Source organism: Pseudomonas sp., from assembly GCF_026224925.1.
Classification (GTDB): Bacteria; Pseudomonadota; Gammaproteobacteria; order Pseudomonadales; family Pseudomonadaceae; genus Aquipseudomonas.
In genome coordinates, this window is record NZ_JAMFRV010000471.1 from 1 (window position 1) to 3,412 (window position 3,412).

The following is a 3,412-nucleotide window of genomic DNA, read 5'->3' on the forward strand; positions in this document are numbered from 1 at the left end:
AGAAAGTCCTCGCTGAGCCAGAACAACATGATGCAGGCAAGCACCCGGGCTTCGCGGCGCCAACTCCAGGTTCCAGAGAAAACCAGCGGGAAATGAAAGAACAAAGCCATACAGGGAAACAGCCATGCGTGATATCCCGTCATCGCCCGCCCACCCCAGAAAACGTCAAGCCACAAGCGATGTTCGATCCGCCACGTCGGCAGACTGGCTGCCCAACCCGCTGCGCCCTCAACCTGGATTTCGACATGGGCGAAAAAGAACGCCAATAGTTCGGTCCATCCCAGAGTGAGAAAAAGCAACAGCGGATGATTGAAATCAAGCCGGTATTCCCCACCGACCGATCCAGATTCGCACCTGTTCAACCGTGTCATTGAAACTCGGCACCATTGCAGGGCTTGATCAGAGCCAGCTGTGCCAGAACGATGTCGAGCACATTCCGCGCGGCATTGGGGCGGCCGATGTCCCTCGCACAATCGCGCATACGCTCCAGACGCGCGGTATCCGTAAGCAGTTCGTGCAGCCGATATTCCAGCGACACTATGTCGATGGCCTTAGATGCGGCACCTCGCTCAAGGAGGTAGTCCGCGTTGCGCTCCTCCTGACCCGCAATGGGTGCATAAACAATCATGGGAACGCCGAGCGCAAGCGACTCGGATGTCGTCAGTCCGCCAGGCTTGGTGATCAACAGATCAGCGCAGGCCATCAGAGGCGCCACGTCACTGGTGAACCCGAATGGAAATAAACGCCCCGGATGTTTCACCGCGAGAGTCTGAAGTCTGGCCAGTGCCTGCTCGTTGCGGCCGGCCAGCACGATCAGTTGAAAATCATGCGCCAGCTCCATGAGCATGCCTGCCACTTCGTCGAGCTTGCCCACGCCTGCCCCACCGCCCATTAGCATGATCGTCTTTCGCGCGGGTTCGAGCGCAAACCGCTGGCAGCATTCTTGGCGATCATGCAAGTCGCCGAACGCGGGCATCACCGGAATGCCGGTGACATGAATCCGCTGCGACTCAATTTGATTGGCCTGCATACGAAAGGCAATTTCCTCGCTAGCTGCGAAGAAACCAGTCATTCCTGGAATCACCCACATGGCGTGCAGGTCGAAATCAGTAACCTGCACCCATACAGGAATATTCAGCCGACCATGCCGAAGCTCGTGCGTCAGCACTTCGGCCGGCAGAAAATGGGTACAAACGATGGCATCGGGCGCAAACTTGTTGACCGCCTTGCGCAGATCGCCGGTTCCAAGCCGTTCGACAGCACGTCGGAACTTGTGCACCGGACCGTCGGGATCCGCCTCCGCGCTACGTTGGTAGAGCATGCCCCATAAGGTTGGATAGCTGTTGACGAGAAGGATGTAAAAGTCCGTATACAGTTTGCGCATGGCAGACGGGACGTACTCCATGACGTCCAGATGTTGCGTGACGACACCGGGCAGGCTCTTCTCGGCCGTCAGGCGCAGAGCCTCTGCCGCACGCATGTGGCCGGCACCGGCTGACACACTGAGGAACAGGATTCTTGGCGGCGCCATTGTTCACCATCATATGAACCAGCGGATACCCGGTCACGGGGGTTATGCCCACCTGACACACGATTTCGTAGTGCTTGACGCCATGGGGGCTGTGAATTCAAAACTGTAGCCTTCGATCTTGCCGATCGAGTCGAATGCAATTCGACGATACGGCAATTAGATGACACTTGATGTCAGCCTCGAGATACCCACCTCACGCCGCCAAAATGTAATTGATTTTATTGACCAATCTTTCGACAGCTTTGGCCACGTCAGATAGACAGACGGCGGCTTCTGATTTCGCCGCCGCCCGCTGGTACCTGGGTTCAGTACCGATCGCTCAAGGAACCGCATGCGTTGCTGCTTGTTCGATCAGCGCAGCGACTTCCTTGGGATGAGACTCGTAAACCGAGTGGCTGGCGCCCTTCACTTCGATGGTGTGGCTGTTGGCGCGTTTGGCATACATGCGCTCCAGATCCGGGTTGATGATGCGATCGGCCGTGGCCACGGCATACCAGCTCGGCTTGGTTTTCCAGGCGGGCTGACCGGCTGGCACGGTGAACACCGATGCCGCGGTGAGCTCCTGTGCATTCGCCTCGAATTGGGCCTGCTTCAGCGGCAGATCTGCGGCAAAATCGGCCGGGTAATGCGCCGGGTCCAGATAGAGGAAGTCATCGGCAGTCTTCTTGACATCGTTGGTCTTGCTGGTGGCATTGGGGTATAGCTTGCCGTTGGAGACTTCGGTTTCGCCCTGATCAAGCGCGTGTGCTGCGATGTAGACCAGACCCACCACTTTGGGATCATTCCCAACGTCGGTAATGATGGCGCCGCCGTAGCTGTGGCCAACAAGGATGGTCGGGCCGTCCTGCATATCGACCGTACGCTTCACCGCTGTTACATCATCATCGAATGAGGTCAGCGGATGCTCGGCCACGGAGACGTGGTAGCCATCCTTCACCAGAATGTCGTAGACGGGTTTCCAGCCGCTGCCGTTGACCCATGCGCCGTGCACGAGAACGATGTTGTGCACCGGGGTCGCCGCCATGGCCTGGCTGGATAAGGCACCTAGGGCCAGCGCCAGCGCCGTGGTTAGAAAAATGCTCTTGTTGTTTTTGATCTTCATTGTCGTGTCCTTGGGGAATGTAGGGGAGCTATCGTTTAGACTGCTGGCCGTCCTTGTTCATCAGGCTAATTGATCGTAACCCCTGCGACTCTGTCGATTTATGACGTTATCAGAAGCTATTTAGAGGGATATCCAATGCGCCCACTGCCCTCCGAACTTCTACGCACCTTTGTCGTTGTCGCACAAACCGCTAGCTTCACTGTCGCTGCCGAGCACGTGAGCCTGTCGCAATCGACTGTCAGCCAGCACATCCGCCGGCTTGAAGATCTGGTGGGCCAGCCGCTGTTCGAACGGGATACGCGCAATGTGAGGCTGTCGCCTCATGGCGAAACGTTGCACCGCTACGCCGAAAAAATTCTGGCATTGATGGATGAGGCGATGACCAGTCTCTGCGGGCCGCCTTTGAATGGCACAGTACGCGTTGGCCTTCCTGAGGACTTTGCCTCCACGCGGCTCACCACGGCACTGGCCAGTTTCGCGCAGCGTAACCCGGAGGTTGAACTGGTTATCGGCACGGGCCTCAGTGGTGATCTGTTTCGCGAACTCGACGAAGGCCGATACGATCTGGTATTCGCCAAGCGCCTCAGCGGCAGCCAGCGCGGTACGGTCGTGCGAACGGAACCGCTGCATTGGTGTGGCAGCCCTACTTCGCTTTTGAACGGTGGCGAATCTGTTCTGCCGCTGGCTGTGCATCCCGAGCCGAGCATCACTCGCCGCCGCATGTTCGAGGCGTTGAAAGCCGCCGATCGACCGTACCGACTGGCCATGGTCAGCAGCAA

The 3,412-nt window shown here is 57.8% G+C and carries 4 protein-coding genes; 1 reads left to right on the forward strand and 3 read right to left on the reverse strand.

Going from position 1 to position 3,412, the window contains the following annotated elements:
* From M0974_RS20330 to M0974_RS20340, 3 genes are all read right to left on the reverse strand, one after another.
* Nucleotides 1-371, reverse strand: a 371-nt coding sequence (locus tag M0974_RS20330) for a hypothetical protein (protein WP_297840842.1), incomplete at its 3' end; no start/stop codon positions are given.
* The gene (locus M0974_RS20335; protein ID WP_297840845.1) at nucleotides 368-1,480 is read right to left on the reverse strand and encodes a glycosyltransferase; all 1,113 of its coding nucleotides are present in this window, start codon (nucleotides 1,478-1,480) and stop codon (nucleotides 368-370) included. The genes M0974_RS20330 and M0974_RS20335, both read right to left, overlap by 4 nt.
* Nucleotides 1,481-1,850: 370 nt before the next feature.
* Complete coding sequence (locus tag M0974_RS20340; protein WP_297840848.1) at nucleotides 1,851-2,633, reverse strand: alpha/beta hydrolase; 783 nt, start codon at nucleotides 2,631-2,633, stop codon at nucleotides 1,851-1,853.
* A gap of 135 nt (nucleotides 2,634-2,768) precedes the next feature.
* On the opposite strand from M0974_RS20340, the gene M0974_RS20345 reads away from it, so the two are divergent.
* Nucleotides 2,769-3,412 (forward strand): LysR family transcriptional regulator (locus M0974_RS20345; protein ID WP_297840852.1); only part of this gene is annotated, 644 nt, incomplete at its 3' end.